The sequence below is a fragment of the Pseudonocardia sp. P-1 genome (assembly GCF_058111925.1).
On record NZ_CM176614.1, the window covers coordinates 434258 to 450110 of the forward strand.

Annotated in this window: 16 protein-coding genes; 7 read left to right on the plus strand and 9 right to left on the minus strand. The window is 75.7% G+C overall.

Annotated elements, in window-relative coordinates:
- Nucleotides 1–16: 16 nt before the first annotated feature.
- Complete coding sequence (locus AC0GKK_RS02060; protein ID WP_489883004.1) at nucleotides 17–934, minus strand: DUF742 domain-containing protein; 918 nt, start codon at nucleotides 932–934, stop codon at nucleotides 17–19.
- 203 nt (nucleotides 935–1137) lie between these two features.
- Nucleotides 1138–2076: an alpha/beta hydrolase gene (locus AC0GKK_RS02065; RefSeq protein WP_482637475.1), complete on the minus strand. Its 939-nt coding sequence runs from the start codon at nucleotides 2074–2076 to the stop codon at nucleotides 1138–1140.
- A 93-nt stretch (nucleotides 2077–2169) separates the two neighbouring features.
- On the opposite strand from AC0GKK_RS02065, the gene AC0GKK_RS02070 reads away from it, so the two are divergent.
- Together AC0GKK_RS02070 and AC0GKK_RS02075 are read left to right on the plus strand one after the other, a co-directional pair.
- The gene (locus AC0GKK_RS02070; protein ID WP_489883005.1) at nucleotides 2170–3099 is read left to right on the plus strand and encodes a hypothetical protein; all 930 of its coding nucleotides are present in this window, start codon (nucleotides 2170–2172) and stop codon (nucleotides 3097–3099) included.
- Entirely contained in the window at nucleotides 3093–3446 is a 354-nt protein-coding gene (locus AC0GKK_RS02075; protein WP_251782654.1) for a GntR family transcriptional regulator, read from the plus strand. The genes AC0GKK_RS02070 and AC0GKK_RS02075 overlap by 7 nt, the downstream gene beginning before the upstream one ends.
- A gap of 16 nt (nucleotides 3447–3462) precedes the next feature.
- Here AC0GKK_RS02075 and AC0GKK_RS02080 read toward each other — a convergent pair whose 3' ends face one another.
- Complete coding sequence (locus AC0GKK_RS02080) at nucleotides 3463–4671, minus strand: acyl-CoA dehydrogenase family protein (RefSeq protein ID WP_489883006.1); 1209 nt, start codon at nucleotides 4669–4671, stop codon at nucleotides 3463–3465.
- Between the two features lie 234 nt (nucleotides 4672–4905).
- On the opposite strand from AC0GKK_RS02080, the gene fdhA reads away from it, so the two are divergent.
- Nucleotides 4906–6120, plus strand: a complete 1215-nt coding sequence (gene fdhA / locus AC0GKK_RS02085) for a formaldehyde dehydrogenase, glutathione-independent (protein WP_482637474.1) — start codon at nucleotides 4906–4908, stop codon at nucleotides 6118–6120.
- Nucleotides 6121–6163: 43 nt separating this feature from the next.
- Here fdhA and AC0GKK_RS02090 read toward each other — a convergent pair whose 3' ends face one another.
- Complete coding sequence (locus AC0GKK_RS02090) at nucleotides 6164–7006, minus strand: NAD(P)-dependent oxidoreductase (protein WP_251782660.1); 843 nt, start codon at nucleotides 7004–7006, stop codon at nucleotides 6164–6166.
- 40 nt (nucleotides 7007–7046) lie between these two features.
- On the minus strand, nucleotides 7047–7169 hold the full coding sequence (locus AC0GKK_RS02095) for a hypothetical protein (RefSeq protein WP_489883007.1): 123 nt from the start codon (nucleotides 7167–7169) through the stop codon (nucleotides 7047–7049).
- 56 nt (nucleotides 7170–7225) lie between these two features.
- Between AC0GKK_RS02095 and AC0GKK_RS02100 the strand changes: the two genes are divergently transcribed.
- Complete coding sequence (locus tag AC0GKK_RS02100; RefSeq protein WP_489883008.1) at nucleotides 7226–7966, plus strand: HpcH/HpaI aldolase family protein; 741 nt, start codon at nucleotides 7226–7228, stop codon at nucleotides 7964–7966.
- A 4-nt stretch (nucleotides 7967–7970) separates the two neighbouring features.
- Here the strand turns inward: AC0GKK_RS02100 and AC0GKK_RS02105 are convergent, their stop codons facing one another.
- Nucleotides 7971–8714: a VanZ family protein gene (locus AC0GKK_RS02105; RefSeq protein ID WP_489883009.1), complete on the minus strand. Its 744-nt coding sequence runs from the start codon at nucleotides 8712–8714 to the stop codon at nucleotides 7971–7973.
- Between the two features lie 71 nt (nucleotides 8715–8785).
- On the opposite strand from AC0GKK_RS02105, the gene AC0GKK_RS02110 reads away from it, so the two are divergent.
- Nucleotides 8786–8968, plus strand: a complete 183-nt coding sequence (locus tag AC0GKK_RS02110; RefSeq protein WP_489883010.1) for a hypothetical protein — start codon at nucleotides 8786–8788, stop codon at nucleotides 8966–8968.
- Nucleotides 8969–9192: 224 nt separating this feature from the next.
- Here AC0GKK_RS02110 and meaB read toward each other — a convergent pair whose 3' ends face one another.
- The 3 genes from meaB to AC0GKK_RS02125 all read right to left on the minus strand — a co-directional run bounded on the left by meaB (nucleotide 9193) and on the right by AC0GKK_RS02125 (nucleotide 14449).
- A complete protein-coding gene (gene meaB, locus AC0GKK_RS02115; RefSeq protein ID WP_346106699.1) occupies nucleotides 9193–10176 on the minus strand; it encodes a methylmalonyl Co-A mutase-associated GTPase MeaB in 984 nt (327 codons plus the stop codon).
- A gap of 134 nt (nucleotides 10177–10310) precedes the next feature.
- Nucleotides 10311–12521: a methylmalonyl-CoA mutase gene (gene scpA, locus AC0GKK_RS02120; RefSeq protein ID WP_489883011.1), complete on the minus strand. Its 2211-nt coding sequence runs from the start codon at nucleotides 12519–12521 to the stop codon at nucleotides 10311–10313.
- Nucleotides 12518–14449 carry a methylmalonyl-CoA mutase family protein gene (locus AC0GKK_RS02125; protein ID WP_489883012.1) on the minus strand — a complete coding sequence of 644 codons (1932 nt, stop codon included), beginning with the start codon at nucleotides 14447–14449 and terminating at the stop codon, nucleotides 12518–12520. The genes scpA and AC0GKK_RS02125 overlap by 4 nt, the downstream gene beginning before the upstream one ends.
- A gap of 259 nt (nucleotides 14450–14708) precedes the next feature.
- On the opposite strand from AC0GKK_RS02125, the gene AC0GKK_RS02130 reads away from it, so the two are divergent.
- Both AC0GKK_RS02130 and AC0GKK_RS02135 read left to right on the plus strand, forming a co-directional pair.
- Nucleotides 14709–15203, plus strand: coding sequence for a DUF3237 domain-containing protein (locus AC0GKK_RS02130; RefSeq protein WP_489883013.1), 495 nt, complete (start codon nucleotides 14709–14711; stop codon nucleotides 15201–15203).
- Nucleotides 15204–15246: 43 nt separating this feature from the next.
- A complete protein-coding gene (locus AC0GKK_RS02135) occupies nucleotides 15247–15852 on the plus strand; it encodes a sulfite oxidase-like oxidoreductase (RefSeq protein WP_179759888.1) in 606 nt (201 codons plus the stop codon).
- Nucleotide 15853 lies beyond the last annotated feature (1 nt).

The following is a 15853-nucleotide window of genomic DNA, read 5'->3' on the forward strand; positions in this document are numbered from 1 at the left end:
GCAGGGCACCCGCGGGTCAGAGCCGGCGCAGCCCGGCCAGCACCCGGTCCATCAGCGCGACGCTCGGCCCGTCCTCCGCCGAGGACACACCGTGCACCACCAGGCGCCCCTCGGAGGCGAGGTCGTCGATGAGCACCCGGGCGACGCCCAGCGGCACCGCGGCGAGCGCCGCGACCTCCGACACCGACCGGGGCCGGGTGCACAGCCGCAGCACCGCGGCGCGCTCGACCGAGTCGGCGCGCGGGACGGGGCCGGGGGCGGGCCGCACCGAGACCAGCGTCTCCAGCCGCAGCTCGGCGCGGACCCGGGTACGGCCGCCGGTCATGACGTAGGGCCGGACCGTGGCGAACGCCGGGACCTCGAGCGGCGCGGCGTCCGGCGGCGCGGTCAGCTGGGGCGCCGGGTGCCGGGGCGCGGGCGGGGAGGACGCGGGGCCCGCCGCCGCGGCCGGACGACCCGGTCCCGGCGCGGGGCGGCCGGCGACCACGGGCAGCGGCGCGGTGTCGGCGGGCCCGGGCGTGCCGGGGTCGCCGTCCGGGCCGCGACCGGTGCCCGCCGCCGCGGGGTCACCGGTCGCGGTGCCGCCCGCCGTGGTGCCGCCCGCCGTGGTGCCGCCCGCCGTGGTGCCGCCCGCCGTGGTGCCGCCCGCCGTGGTGTCGCCCGCCGGGTGCCCGGCCGACTCCACGCGGGCCGCCGCACGGCGCGCCGCCCGCTCGCGGCGGCTCAGCCGGGTGCGCTTCGCGGAGTGCCCGCCGAACCGGGCCCCGGTCACTCCGACCAGGTTCGCCGGCCCGGACTCCGGCTCCTCCGCCACGACGGCGGGCTCCGGGTCCGGCTCCGGCGGCCTGCCGTGCGGGTACTCCGGGTCGGGGGCGTGCCGGGACGGGGGCGCCCCGAACCGGGCCCCGGTGCGTCCGATCTCCGACCGTGCCATCCACCCTCCGCGCCTCGCGGCCGCGGCGACCCGCGGGCGCCGCTGTCGTCCGTTCCGTCCCGCGGTGCGGTCGTCGTCACGATGCGCGACCGGGGAGCCACAGGGTGGCGCGGGACGGCTACCGCACCGTGTCGTCCGTGTCACGTCCGTGTGACGTGACCCCGTCGGTGCAGGTCACGAGCACCGTGGTTCACCCGATCCGGCTAGCGGCGCAGCAGCGTGGTGAACGCGGCCAGCGCCTGCCCGGCGGTCCGCTCGGCCGCGGGCACGACGCCGAGGAACGCGACGTAGCCGTGGATGAGACCGGGTCCGTCGACCTCGACGACCTCCACCCCGCCCGCGCGCAGCGCCACGGCCCAGTCGCGGCCCTCGTCGCGCAGCGGGTCGAACTCGGCGGTGGCGACCACCGCGGGCGCCAGCCCGGACGGGTCAGCGGGCGCGGCGGCCCCCAGCGGCGCGACCTCGGGTCCGGCCGGGGTCGGGCCGGACAACAGGCTGTCCCAGAACCAGCGCATGTCCGCGGCGGTGAGGAAGTAGCCCTCGCCGTTCTCCCGGTACGACGGAGTCGCCCCCTCCGGCGCGAGCGCCGGGTAGAACAACAGCTGGGCGGCCGGGCGCGGGCCGCCGCGGTCGCGGCAGCGCAGCGCCAGCCCGGCGACCATGCTCGCCCCGGCGCTGTCGCCCGCCAGCCCGAGCCGCCGGCCCGGGAACCGGCCTGCGACGGCGAGCAGCGCGGCCCAGGCGTCGTCGAGCGGCGCGGGGTGCGGGTGCTCGGGCGCGAGCCGGTAGTCCACCGCGACGACGACCGCGCCGGTCGCATTCGCCACCCGCCGGCACACCGGGTCGTGGGTCTCCAGGTCCCCGACGACCCAGCCGCCGCCGTGCAGGTAGAGCACCACGGCCGCGCCGTCGTCGCCCTCGGGGACGTAGCTGCGCACCGGCACCGGGCCCGCCGGGCCGGGGACGGTGTCGTCGTCGACCCGGCCGACCTGCTCGGGCACGAACCCCGGTCCGCGTCGGGCCAGGGCGAGCGACCGGTAGTGGGCCCGGGTGGCGACCGGGTCGCCGTCGCGGACCAGCGGCAGGGCCCCCGCCCCGGCGAGGGTGTCGAGCACGGTCCGGAACGCGGGGTCGAGCGCCATGGCCGTGACGCTAGCCGGTCCCCGGGGGATGTGCAGACACTATTGTTCTAGTACATTGCGAACAAGTTCGGATCACTCGACGAGAGGGACGCCATGACCACACCCGTCGTGCGCACGAGCCGTCGCCGGCTCCTCGCCACCGCACCGGCCACCGCACTGACCGTCGCGGGCCTGGCCGCCCTGGTGGCCACCCAGCCGCCCGGCCGGACGCTCCAGACCACCCTCGCGGTGGTCGTCGTGGGCCTGCTCGCGATCGGGCTGCCGCTGCTGCGGCTGCGCTCCGGGCGGCCCGACGTGGAGCGCCGCGCCGTCGGCACCGCCTGGGCCTTCGCCGTCATCGTGTGGTGGGTGCCCGGCACCCGGCTGGCTCCGCAGGTCCCGGGCTGGGCCTGGACCGCCGGCGTCCTGGTGGCGGTCGCCGCCGCCTACGGCATCGGACACCTGCTGGCCGGACCGGACGCCCCGCGGCCGTCGGCGACCGGCAGCGCCCCGGCCGCCGCGGTGCGCACCCCGCTCGCGCCCGGTGAGCGCTACCTGTGGGCCCGCACCGTGCTGTCCCGCCCCACCCTGGTCGTCGCGGCCGTGCTGCTCCTGGCGGCGGTCGCCCAGCTGTGGGCCGGTGGCAGCGCGATGCTGGTCGTCGTGCTCGTCGCCGCCGCCGTCGTCTCGACCGCACTGACCGCCGTCGCCCGGGTCCGCGTGGACGGCGACGGGGTGCACGTCCGGCAGGCGCTGCTCGGACGGCCGCTGGCCGAGGCGCCGCTCGCCGAGGTCCGCGGCGCGCGGTCGGAACAGCTCGACCCGGAGCGCTTCGGCTGGAACGAGTACGGCGTCCTGCGCCGGTCGCCGTCCATGCTCGGCTACCGCGCCCGGCGGGCCGGGGAGGCGCTGGTGCTCGACCTCACCGACGACCGCCGGTTCGTCGTCACGGTGCCCGACGCGGCCACCGCGGCCGGGCTGGTCAACGCCGAGCTCGACCGTCGCGCCGGGCACGGCGCGGCCGGTGCCGCACCGTCGTGCTGATCCGGGTCGACCCGTCGTCGCCGGTGCCGCTCGGGGACCAGGTCGCGGCCTCGGTCCGCCGGGCGGTCGCCGACGGCCGGGCCACCGCCGGGGACCGGCTGCCCCCGGCCCGCGAGGTCGCGGGCGCACTGGGGATCAATCTGCACACCGTGCTGCGCGGCTACCAGCAGCTGCGCGACGAGGGCCTGGTCGACCTGCGGCGCGGCCGCGGGGCGGTGCTCACCGAGCGGGCCACCGGCGGACGCGCCGAGCTGGAGCGCAAGGCCGGTGAGCTGGCCGAACTGGCCCGGCGGCTCGGGCTCGACGAGTCCGACGCCCTCGGCGCGGTGCGGGCGGCCTTCCGCTGACGCCGCGGCGCCGCCGTCAGCCGAGCGGGCTGCGCGGCAGCAGCCGGTCGGAGATGATCTTGCGCTGGATCTCGCTGGTCCCCTCGAAGATCGTGGTCAGCCGGGCGTCGCGCCAGTGCCGTTCCACCTGGTGCTCGGTGGTGTAGCCGTTGCCGCCGTGCAGCTGGATGCCGTCCGCGGTGACCTCGGCGGCCATCTCGGTGGCCAGCAGCTTGACCATCGCCGCCTCCCGCTCGCAGGGCTCGCCGAGGTCGAGCCGGTGCGCCACGTTCTGGTAGAAGGCGCGGGCCTGCTCGACCCGGGCGGCCATCGTCGCGAGGGTGAACCGGACGGCCTGGAAGTCGCCGATCGGGTGCTCGAACTGGTGGCGTCGCTGCAGGTAGCGCACGCAGTCCTCGACGGCGGCCCTGGCGAGCCCGACCGCCCGCGCGGCGGTGTGCACCCGGGCGATGTTCAGCCACGACTGGGCGTCGGCGAAGCCCTCGCCGCCGGCGCCGAGCTGGTTGCCGACCGGCACCCGCACGCCGTCGAACTCCAGGTCCCAGGTGACGAAGCCGTGGTAGCCGATCTTGTCGATCGGGCGGCCGGTGATCCCGGCGGGGAAGGTGTCGCGCTCCTTCTCCACGACGACCGTCGCCAGGCCCGCGGAGCGCTTCTCCCCCGGCGCAGGGTCGTCGGTGCGCACCAGCACCTGGATGAAGTCGGCGGCCTTGGCGTTGCCGGTCCAGCGCTTGTGCCCGGTGATCACGAACTCGTCGCCGTCGCGGACCGCGCGGGTCTCCACCCCGGCCAGGTCGGACCCGGCGTCGGGCTCGGACAGCGCGATCGCGCCGATCCACTGCCCGCGGGCCGACCGGCGCAGCAGCTCCGCACGGCGCTCCGGGTCGGTGACGGCGGTACCGGCGCCCTGCGCGCGGGCGATGATCGACCCGACGCTCATCCACGCCCGGGCCAGCTCCTCGGCGACCATGCAGTACTCGAACGCCCCGAGGCCCAGCCCGCCGTGCTCACGGTCGACGGTGATGCCGAAGTAGCCCAGCTCGCCCATCTCGTCGAGGAGGTCGCGCGGGATCTCGCCCTTGCGCGGGTCCAGCTCGTCGGCGACGGGCAGCACCCGGGTCGCGGCGAACTCACGGGCCTGCTTCTGCAGCGCCTCGCGCTCGGGGGTGTGGTACAGCGCGGTCAGTACCGGGACAGGCGGCTCGAGAAGATCGTCACTGGCCATGGGCGCAGTATCACCCGTCCCGGCCGCCCCCGCCCGGACCCGACCGGTCCGGCCCCGACCTTCGGCACAGGACCGCTGCGTCTCGCATCGCCGCGTGCGCATGTCGGCACGGGGTGGGAGGGTCGGCAGCGGGCGGCGCGGCCCGACCCGTGGGGGCACGGGATCGGTGTGGCCGCGACGCCGCCGCGCGGCCGCGACCGCGGTCCGCGCGTCCACGCAGGAGGGGAGCGCACCATGCCCGACAACCGCGTCGTCGTGTACAAGGGACCCGGCGAGGTCGCCGTCGAGTCGATCGACTACCCGAAGCTGGAGCTGCCCACCGACGTCGTGGATGGGCTCGGCATCGCGCGGAAGGCTCCGCACGCGGCGATCCTGAAGATCGTCACCACCAACATCTGCGGATCCGACCAGCACATGGTCCGCGGCCGCACCACCGCACCGGTCGGGCAGTCGCTCGGCCACGAGATCACGGGCGAGATCGTCGAGGTCGGCGACGACGTGCTGTTCGCGAAGGTCGGCGACATCTGCTCGGTGCCGTTCAACATCGCCTGCGGGCGTTGCCGGATGTGCAACGAGGGGAAGACCGGCGTCTGCCTGAACGTCAACCCGGCCCGTCCCGGCGCCGCCTACGGCTACGTCGACATGGGCGGCTGGATCGGCGGCCAGGCCGAGTACGTGATGGTGCCCTTCGCCGACTTCAACCTGCTGCGCTTCCCCGACCGCGACCAGGCGTTGGAGAAGATCCTCGACCTCACGATGCTGTCGGACATCTTCCCGACCGGCTACCACGGCGCGGTGACCGCCGGGGTCACCACCGGATCGACGGTCTACGTGGCCGGCGCCGGGCCGGTCGGGCTGGCCGCGGCGCACGCCGCGCAGCTGCTGGGGGCGGCGGCGGTCGTCGTCGGGGACATGATCCCCGAGCGGCTCGCGCAGGCGCGCAGCTTCGGCTGCGAGACGGTCGACCTGTCCGGCGACGGGACCCTGGCCGAGCAGCTGGAGCAGCTGCTCGGCGAGCCCGAGGTGGACGCCGCCGTCGACGCCGTCGGGTTCGAGGCCCGCGGGCACGGCCGCGACGCCGGGGAGGCGCCCGCGACCGTGCTGAACTCGGTCATGGAGGTGACCCGGGTCGGCGGCGCGCTCGGCATCCCGGGGCTCTACGTCACCGGCGACCCGGGTGCCGCCGACGACAAGGCCAAGGAGGGCACCCTCGGCGTGCGGATCGGGCTGGGCTGGGCGAAGTCGCACAGCTTCACCACCGGCCAGTGCCCGGTGAAGAAGTACAACCGGCAGCTGATGCAGGCGATCCTGTCCGACCGGGCGCAGATCGCGAAGGCGGTCAACGCGACCACGATCTCGCTGGACGACGCCCCGCGCGGCTACCAGGAGTTCGACGGCGGCGTGGCCCGCAAGTTCGTGATCGACCCGCACGGCAGCGTCGCGGCGTGAGACCGGCCGGGTCCGGTGCCGCCGTCGCGGTGCCGGGCCCGGCTCACCCGCCCGCCCCGGCGGCGCGCCGGTAGAGCTCGGCGGCGGCGCGGGAGAAGCCGTCGGGCACCCCGGCGGCGGCGAACGCGTCGGCCGCCTCGTCCATCTCCCCCGCCCAGCGCCACGCCTTTCCCGCCATCCGCTCGCGGGCGCGGGCCAGCGCGGCGGCGTGGTCGACCCCGGCCCGGTCCAGCTCGGCGTGCAGGGCCCCGGTGACGCCGAACGCCGCGGCGGCCTCCTCGAGCGCCAGCCACAGCACGGGTGCCGCCTTGCTCTGCAGCGCGAAGCAGGCCTTCAGCCCGCTCGCGGCGCCCAGGTCGGTCCCGGCGGTGCCGAGCACCCGGGCGTCGAACGGGCCCGGCTCGAACAGGGTGGCGGCGGTGTCCGCCCCGGGCCCGGACAGCCACAGCGTCGTGGTGCCCGCCGTCCAGGCGGGCGGGCCGATGACGGCGCCGTCGCAGACGGTCGCGCGGTCGCCGAGCAGTGTCGCGATGCCGCGGACGGTGTCCGGGGACACCGCGTTGGCCTCGACGTAGAGCGGGCGGTCGGTGCGCCCGGCCAGCCCGGCGCCGACCAGGCCCGCGACCTCGCGCGCGGCGTGCGGCGGGCAGATCGACACGATGACGTCGGCCCGGGCGGCGAGGTCGGCGACGGTCGGGACCGCCTGCAGGTCGGCCAGCTCGGCGCGCTTGGCGGTGGCGTGCGAGCGCCCGGCGTCGGCCCAGATCACCGCGCCCGCGCGGGCCTTGAGCGCCGATCCGAGCGCGGCGCCCATCGCGCCGGGGTGCAGGACCCCGACCACCGGCCGGGCGGGCAGGGACACCGGCTGCGCGGACGGCGACGACATGGGGTGATGATGGCACCCCGCCCCGCCCGTCGCGGCGGGCTCACCCCGTCCCGAGTGCGGCGGCCGGGTCGTCGAGCACCACGCGCGCGGCCTGCGGGCCCGCGTCGAGGAACCAGGTGTCGTCGTCGACGGCGGTGGTGTGCCGGACAGGCGCCCGGCACACGACGGGACGACGGTCTCGACTGGCGTGTCGGGCGGGCGGGGCGGCACGGTCGTCGCATGACCCCTGATCCACTGTTCACCGGCGACGCGGTCGGTGGCTGGCTGCAGCTGCCCTCCCCCGCCGTCGCCGAGATCGCCGGCTCCGTCGGGTTCGACCTGGTCTGCGTCGACACCCAGCACGGCCTGATCGGCGACGACACCGTCCTGGGCATGCTGCAGGCCCTGTCCGCGACGGGCACGCCGTCGCTGGTGCGGGTCCCCGGCCACGGAGCCGAGGGCATCGGGCGGGCCCTGGACCGGGGTGCCGACGGCGTGATCGTCCCGCTGGTCGACACCGCCGAGCAGGCCGCTGCCGCGGTCGCGGCGTGCCGCTACCCGCCGGACGGGGTCCGCAGCTTCGGGCCGGTCCGCCCCTCGTGGCAGGGCCGCGACGTGTTCGCACCGCCGCGCACGGTGGTGATGGTGGAGACGGTCGCCGCGGTGGCGAACCTGGCCGACATCGTGGCCGTCGACGGGGTCGCGGCGGTGTTCGTCGGGCCGTCGGACCTGGCGCTGGCGCACGGGCTCCCGCTCGCCGCCCAGGGCGACGGCGGCCCGGAGTCCGACCGGCACGCCGAGCTGGTCTCCGGGATCGCCGCGGTGTGCGCGGGGGCCGGGGTACCGGTGGGGATCTACTGCGACTCCCCCGCACACGTGCGCCGCTTCCGGGGGCTGGGGTGCACCTTCACGATGCTCGCCGCCGAGCAGGCGATCCTGCGGTCGGCGCTGGCGGAGAAGCTGGCCGACGCCCGGCCCTGAGTCGTCAGCCCGCGGAGCGGTCGGGCACTGCGGGACGGCCGGGCACAGCGGGACGGTCGGCCGGGGCGGTGCGGGCGGGCTCCCGGGCGTCGACCATCGTGAGCCCGGTGAGCCGGCCGGCCACCCCGCGGTGGCCGGTGCTGCGCCGGAGCCCGACCAGGCCCGCGATCCCCCACAGCAGCCCGAGCACGCCGAGCGCGCCGGACGGCCCGGACAGCAGCAGGAACCCTCCGGTGCCGAGCAGTACCCGGGCGAGGCGGCGCCCGCGGCCGGGGACGCCGCCGCCGGGCAGCGCGGGCCGCAGCCGCACCGCCCGCTGGCCGACGGTGCCGCCGCGCCCCACCAGCGGCACCACCAGGAACATCAGCAGCGGCAGCCAGAACCCGAGGACGGTGTTCGCGGTGTCGAACCAGTCGGGCAGCGGCCCGCCGGTGTACCCGGTCAGCGCGGTCCCGGCGAGCAGCAGCGAGCCGAGCAGGGACCCGGTCACCCAGACCGCCGCCAGGTCGCAGAGGGCCCCGAGCAGCCGGCGTCCGGCCGTCACCGGGGCGGGCCGGTCGGGGTCGGCGCCGGCGTCCCACGAGCGGGGCCGCACCAGGGCCGCGGCGAGACCGCCGAGCAACGCGCCCGCGGTGTTGGCGATCAGGTCGTCGACGTCGGCGAGCCGGTAGGCGCACGGGAACAGGAACCAGTTGCCGGTGTACTGGGTGGCCTCGACGAGCAGGGACACCGCGAGCCCGGCGGCCACGGTGACCGGCCGGCAGCGAGCGGCGGAACACCCCGCGCAGGAACCAGCCCAGCGGCGCGAACAGCGCCACGTTGAGCACCACCTGCTGCACCGCGGCGTTCGCGAGCCAGGCCCGCACCCCGGTCGCGTCCTGGCGGGCGGCGATCCGGGTGATGTCGCCGACGAAGGCGAACGGCCGGGTCTGCAGCGAGTCCGCCGCGGTCCGCCCCGCGCAGAACGCCGCGTCGACCTGGGGCAGCGGGAGCAGCGTGTAGCCGAGGACCGCCAGCCCGTACACCGGGACGGCGACGAGGACGGCCAGCTCGCCGGGCCCGAAGCGGCCGCGGCGGCGGTAGGTCAGCGCCACGGCGGGGACGAGCACGGCGAGCACCAGCGCCGACCCGAGCCCGATCGCGAGCACCCCGGGGATGATCCGGTCGTTCACGGTCGCCGACGTTAGCGACCGCCCGGGGTGCGCCCGGGGACCGAAACGGGTGGTTCAGCCCAGGACGTCGAGGATCTGCTGGGCGGCGAGGGTGGGGGTGAGCCCGCCGTCGCGGACCTCGGCGGTGAGCTTCGGGAGCCGCTCGGCCGTCGCCGGGTCGTGCAGCACCCGGTCCATGAGCCGGTCGCGCACCATCTGCCACATCCACTCGACCTGCTGGTCGGCGCGCCGGGTCGCGAGCTCGCCGCCGGACTCGAGTGCCTCGCGGTGGGCGGTGACCTTCTCCCACACGGTGTCCAGGCCCTTCCCGGTCTGCGCGGAGCAGGACAGCACCGGGGTGCGCCAGTGCGCCGAGGTGGGGGTCATCATGTGCAGCGCGCCGGCGAGCTCGCGGGCCGCGGCGCGGGCGTCGCGCTCGTGCGGGCCGTCGGCCTTGTTCACGGCGACGACGTCGGCGAGCTCCAGGATGCCCTTCTTGATCCCCTGCAGCGCGTCGCCGGTGCGGGCGATGGTGAGGAACAGGAAGGTGTCGACCATCCCGGCGACGGCGGTCTCGGACTGGCCGACCCCGACGGTCTCGACGAGGACGACGTCGAACCCGGCGGCCTCCATGACGACCATCGTCTCCCGGGTGCGGCGGGCGACCCCGCCGAGCGTGCCCGCCGACGGCGACGGCCGCACGAACGCGTGCGGGTCGACGGCCAGGCGCGGCATCCGGGTCTTGTCACCGAGGATGGACCCGCGGGTACGGGTGGACGACGGGTCGACGGCGAGGACCGCCACCCGGTGGCCCCGGGAGGTGAGCGTGGAGCCCATCGCCTCGATGAAGGTCGACTTCCCGACCCCGGGTACCCCGGAGATGCCGACCCGCACCGCGTGCCCGGCCTTCGGGGTCAGCTCCAGGAGCAGCTCCTGGGCGGCCCGCTGGTGGTCGGGCCTGCTGGACTCGACCAGGGTGATCGCCCGGGCGAGCAGGGTGCGGTCGCCGGCCAGGACACCGCGGGCGAGCTCCGCGGGGTCGGGGACGCGAGGGGCCATCGGCGGGACTCTCCTTGCGGGTCGGCACCGCGCCCGGTGCGCGGGTGGGCGCACCGGGCGCGGCGACGGCGGCACGATGACGAGCCACCGTGACGGCGGCACCGTGACGACGCCACCGTGACGGCTGCGGTGGCTCAGTCGGCGTAGACGCTGCCGGTCGGGGCGGACGTGTCCGGCTCGTCGTGGCCGAGCGCGGCGGCCAGCTTGCCGAGCAGGTCGACCGCGGCCTCGGCGATGACCGTGCCGGGCGGGAACACCGCGGCCGCGCCCATCTCCAGCAGCTCCGGCACGTCCGCGGGCGGGATGACCCCGCCGACGACGACCATGATGTCGTCGCGCCCCAGCTCGGCGAGCTCGCGGCGCAGCTCCGGGACCAGCGTGAGGTGCCCGGCGGCCAGCGAGCTGGCGCCGATCACGTGCACGTCGGACTCGGCGGCCTGCTTCGCGACCTCGGCCGGGGTCTGGAACAGCGGCCCGACGTCGACGTCGAAGCCGATGTCGGCGAACGCGGTCGAGATGACCTTCTGGCCGCGGTCGTGGCCGTCCTGGCCCATCTTCGCGACCAGGATGCGGGGCTGGCGGCCCTCGTGGCCGGCGAACTCGGAGACGAGCTCGCGGGCGCGGTCGATCGCCGGGTTCTGCCCGGCCTCGGCGGAGTACACACCGGAGATGATGCGGATCTGTCCGGCGTGGCGCCCGAAGACCTTCTCGAGTGCGTCGGAGATCTCCCCGACCGTGGCCTGGTCGCGGGCCGCGTTCACGGCCAGCTGGAGCAGGTTCTCGTCGTCGGAGCGCGACGAGCCCTCGGCGATCTTCTCCGCGGCGCCGGTGAGCGCGCGCAGGGCCTCGTCGACGGCGCGGTCGTCGCGATCGGCACGCAGCCGGGCGAGCTTCTCGAGCTGCTCGCGGCGCACGTTCGCGTTGTCGACCTTGAGCACGTCGATCTGCTCGTCGGCCTCGACGACGTACTTGTTGACGCCGATGACCGGCTGGCGGCCGGAGTCGATGCGGGCCTGGGTGCGGGCCGCGGCCTCCTCGACGCGCATCTTCGGGATGCCGGCGTCGATGGCCTGGGCCATGCCGCCCGCCTTCTCCACCTCGTCGATGTGCGCCCACGCCCGCTTCGCGATGTCGTAGGTGAGCTTCTCGACGTAGTACGAGCCGCCCCACGGGTCGACGACGTCGGTGGTGCCCGACTCCTGCTGCAGCAGCAGCTGGGTGTTGCGGGCGATCCGGGCGGAGAAGTCCGTCGGCAGCGCGAGGGCCTCGTCGAGGGCGTTGGTGTGCAGCGACTGGGTGTGGCCCTGGGTCGCGGCCATCGCCTCGATGCAGGTGCGGACGACGTTGTTGTAGACGTCCTGGGCGGTCAGCGACCAGCCGGAGGTCTGCGAGTGCGTCCGCAGCGACAGCGACTTGGCGCTCTGCGGCTCGAAGCGGTTCACGAGCTTCGACCAGAGCAGGCGCGCGGCCCGCATCTTGGCGACCTCCATGAAGAAGTTCATGCCGATCGCCCAGAAGAAGCTCAGCCGCGGTGCGAACTTGTCGATGTCCAGGCCCGCGTCGACCCCGGCCCGCAGGTACTCCACGCCGTCGGCAAGGGTGTAGGCGAGCTCCAGGTCGTTGGTCGCCCCCGCCTCCTGGATGTGGTAACCGGAGATGGAGATCGAGTTGAACTTCGGCATCCTCCGGCTGGTGAAGCTGAAGATGTCGGAGATGATCTGCATCGACGGCTGCGGCGGGTAGATGTAGGTGTTGCGGACCATGAACTCCTTCAGAATGTCGTTCTGAATGGTTCCGGTCAGCTTCTCGGGGCTCACGCCCTGTTCCTCGGCCGCGACGATGTAGAGCGCCAGCACCGGGAGCACGGCGCCGTTCATCGTCATCGACACCGACATCCGGTCCAGCGGGATGCCGTCGAACAGCTGGCGCATGTCGAGGATCGAGTCGATCGCGACACCGGCCATCCCGACGTCGCCGGCGACGCGCGGGTGGTCGGAGTCGTAGCCGCGGTGGGTGGCCAGGTCGAACGCGATCGACAGGCCCTTCTGCCCGGCGGCGAGGTTGCGCCGGTAGAACGCGTTGGACTCCGCGGCGGTGGAGAACCCGGCGTACTGGCGCACCGTCCAGGGCTGGTTGGTGTACATCGTCGGGTACGGCCCGCGCAGGTACGGGGTGATGCCCGGATAGGTGTGCAGGAAGTCGACGCCGGCGAGGTCGTCGGCGGTGTAGAGCGGCTTGACGCCGATCCCCTCCGGCGCCTCCCAGACCTCGGCGGAGCCGGTCCAGGTGGTCGCGGGGGTGGTGTCGCCCAGGAGCGGCACGCCGGTGAAGTCGGGAATGCTCACTTCGAGCCCTCCAGGTGGGTGTACACGTCGTCGAGGACGGCGAGGGCGTCGCAGCCGGCGAACAGGTGACCGTCGACGCCGGGCACCTCGTCCTTCGGCTTCCCCGCGAGCAGGATGCGCGCGGCGCCGGCCTCGCGCAGCGCGGCGGCGGTCTCGGCGGCCCGCTCGTCGTAGACCGTGTCCGAGGAGCAGAGCACCACGACCGGCGTGCCGTCCTTGCCGTAGGCCTCGACGACGTCGGCGGTGGAGTCGGTCGGGCCGGCGTCGACGGTGTCGACGCCACCGGCGGCCAGCAGGTTGCGGGTGAACCCGGCGCGGGCGGTGTAGACCGCGAGCGGGCCGAGGGTGGCGAGGAAGGCGGTGGGGCGCGAGCCCGTCTCGCTCAGCAGCGCGTCGGAGCGGTCCCGGTGGGCCTCGTAGGCCTCGGCGGGGCGGTAGAGCGGCAGCCCCCCGCGCTCGACGGCCGGCGGCAGCGGGGTGCGCTCGACCGGCTTCTCGTTCAGGTCGGGGAACTCCGAGACGCCGGTGAGCGGCGTCCTCCGCTTCGCGACGTCGGCCTCGCGGCGGGCGCGGACCTCGCCGGCCCGCTCGGCGACCAGGCCGGAGTCGAGGGCGGCGACGGCGCCGCCCGCGGCCTCGATCTCGACGAAGAACTCCCAGGCCAGCCGGGCGAGGTCGTCGGTGAGGTGCTCGATGTACCACGAGCCGCCGCCCGGGTCGATGACCCGCGCCAGGTGCGACTCCTCCACGAGCAGGTTCTGGGTGTTGCGGGCGATGCGGCGGGAGAACGGCTCGGCGACGCCGAGGGCGGCGTCGAAGGGCGGCACGGTGACCGCGTCGGCCCCGCCGACGCCCGCGGCGAACCCGGCGACGGTGCCGCGGAGCATGTTGACCCACGGGTCGCGGCGGGTGAACAGCGCCTCGGGGACGGTGGCGTGCTGGGTCTGCGGCACGTCGGTGACGCCGGAGGCCTCCAGCACCCGGGCCCACAGCCGCCGCCCGGCGCGCAGGGCGGCGATCGTCGGGAACTGCTCGGGGGTGGCGGCGTAGCGGAACTCGAGCAGCCGCGCCGCGTCGGCGACGGCGATCCCGGCCGCGTCGAGCGCCCGCAGGTAGGCGACGCCCGCGGCCAGGGACCAGCCCAGCTCCTGGGCGTCGGAGCCGCCCGCCTCGCGGATCACGGTCGCGTCGACGGTGATCGCGGTGACCTTGTCGAAGGTGCCGTGGACGCGGCGGGCGACCTCGACGACCGCGTCGACGTCCGGGCCGGACCCCGCGCGGGCGCGCAGCCCGATCGGGTCCACGCCCAGCGAGCCGAGCAGCTCGGCGTCCTCGACGCCGTTGCGCGCGGCCAGGTCCAGGTAGGCGTGCGCGGCGGCGACCTGCTCGGTCCCGGCGTCCAGGGCGACCCCGGCCAGGTCCAGGTGCACGCCCTCCAGGGCGCGGGCCAGGTCGGCGACGGCGATGCCGCCCTCGCCCACGCGCAGCCACACCGAGGTGACGCCGCACTCCAGGTCGGCCAGCACGGCCTCGCGGACGGCCGCCGGATCGGTGCCGGCGTGGCGCTGGCGGATGTCCCAGCCGGTGGGGACGTGCCCGTCGGTGCGGGCGCCGCGGGTGAACGGCCACGACCCCGGCACGCCGGTGGGCGGCAGGTCGGTGGTGTCCTCGTCGGCGTAGAGCGGCGCGACACGGATGCCGTCGGGTGAGGTGCGGGTCAGGGTCTCGACCCCGGCCCCGAGCTCGGCGTCCTCGCCGATCCGGCCCGACTTGCGCACCACCGCGTCCGCGGCGGCGAGCCACTGGTCACGGGTGACCGGGTCGAAGCCGCCGGCCAGGACCAGCTCCTCCGGCTCCACCGGACCGTCCACGGCAGAGCCCTCCGGACCGGCTGCGCGGTCGACCGCGCTGCGGTCACTGTCCGTCATCCGCTCTGTTCTCCTCACCGGCCCGCGGGGCGGCCTCGTTGCCCGCCGGGTGGCGCCGTCGTCGACGCCACCGAAGTGCAGTGGAGTCTAGTGAGCCGGTGCCGCCGGAGGCATGCGCTGTGGCGAGGCGCGCACGGCCTGTGATGCACCCGACTGGCGCAACGGGACCGTCCGGGGGTCTCGCGGCGTACACCCGGCGGTTCCCCGCCGGTAGTCCTCATGGGTAGCCCCGGGCGGCCCCGGACGCCAGTCTGGGGCCGTGTCGACTCCCGGACCCGCACCCGCCGTCCCCGGGCTGACCCCGGTCGCCCGCGTCCACGTCCTGCTCGACCCGCCGCTGGAGGTCGGCCGGACCCCGTTCGGCCGGGAGCGGGAGATCCCCATCGTGGGCGGCACGGTCTCCGGACCCGGCCGCGACGGCGAGGGCCTGCACGGCGAGGTGCTCCGCGGCGGGGCCGACCGCCAGCGGGTGCTCGACGACGGCACCGCCGTGATCGACACCCGCTACACCGTGGCGCTGCGGTCGGGGCACCTGCTGCAGCTGGCGACGGCGGGCTACCGCACCGGTCCGGCCCCGGTCCTCGACGCGCTGCTCGCCGGGGAGCCGGTCGACCCGGCCCGCTACTACTTCCGGGTCGTCGTCGACGCCCGGACCGCCGACCCGGACCTGGCCTGGCTCAACACCGCGGTGTTCGTCGGCTCCGCGGTCCGCACCGCCGACGCGGTCGCCTACGACGCCTACCTCGTGACCTGAGACGGGTGGGAACAACCGGGGGTGGGGGTGCATTGTGGTCGGCATGCCCCCCGTGACCCGAGGATTCGTCGGGCGCAGGCCGCGGGACCGGCGGCTGCCACCCGGCCAGTACGACGCCGGTGACCAGTGGCCGGTGCTGACCGCCGAGCGCGCCCCCACCCTGGACACCGCCCGCTGGACCTTCCGCATCGACGGCCTCGTCGAGCGCCCGGTCGAGTGGACCTGGGACGAGATCCGCGCCCTGCCCCGCGAACGCTGGGACGGCGACATCCACTGCGTCACCACCTGGTCGAAGTTCGGGATGCGCTGGAGCGGGGTCGCGGTCGACACGCTGCTGGAGACCGCGGGGCCGCTGCCGGAGGCACGGTTCGCCGTCGCGCACTCGCACTCGGGCTACACCACCAACATGCCGCTGTCCGACCTCACCGGCGGCCGGGCGTGGCTGGCGTTCGAGGCGCAGGGTGCGCCGCTGACCCGCGAGCACGGCGGCCCGGCGCGGCTGCTGGTGCCGCACCTGTACTTCTGGAAGAGCGCGAAGTGGGTCGCCGGTCTGCGCCTGACCGCCGAGGACGAGCCCGGTTTCTGGGAGCGCAACGGCTACCACGACCGCGGCGACCCGTGGTCCGAGCAGCGCTTCCAGGGCGACTGAC